The 512-nt window shown below is 45.1% G+C and carries 1 protein-coding gene; it reads right to left on the bottom strand.

Annotated elements, in window-relative coordinates:
- The coding region (locus ACVUH9_RS22280) for a thiolase family protein (protein WP_475761028.1) at positions 1 to 512 on the bottom strand (512 nt) is incomplete at both ends.

The raw sequence follows: 512 nt of genomic DNA, 5'->3' as shown, positions 1-512 counted from the left end.
GCAGCCATTTTTTGGTGTGAAGATGCAGCAAGTTCGTCTTGTGCTTCACGTGCAATACCCCATTCAAGCGCAGTAATAGCTTGGTGATCACCCATAGAAAGACCTGTGCGTGGCTCACCATTTTTTGGCGCATCCATCAAGTCTTTTAGGTTGATTTTAGTTAAAGCTTTTAAACGGTCTTTACCCGTTTTTGCAATGTTGAGTTCAAGCAATGCTTTACGTAAACCATCACCAAACGCAATTGGTGCATCAGAAGTCGTATCTACACCACCAGCCACACCCACTTCAATTTGGCCCAGTGCGATTTTGTTGGCAACTAAGAAAGCTGCTTGTAAGCCAGTACCACATGCTTGTTGAATATCGTAAGCAGGTGTTTCTGGTGCAAGTGCAGTGTTTAGTACACATTCACGGGTCATGTTAAAGTCACGGCTGTGCTTAAGAACAGCACCAGCAACCACCTCACCAAGGCGTTGACCTTGAAGGTTAAAACGTTCAACAAGACCGTTTAGCGC

This window comes from Patulibacter ginsengiterrae, from assembly GCF_056269115.1.
This window is presented reverse-complemented; position numbering and strand designations above follow the sequence as displayed.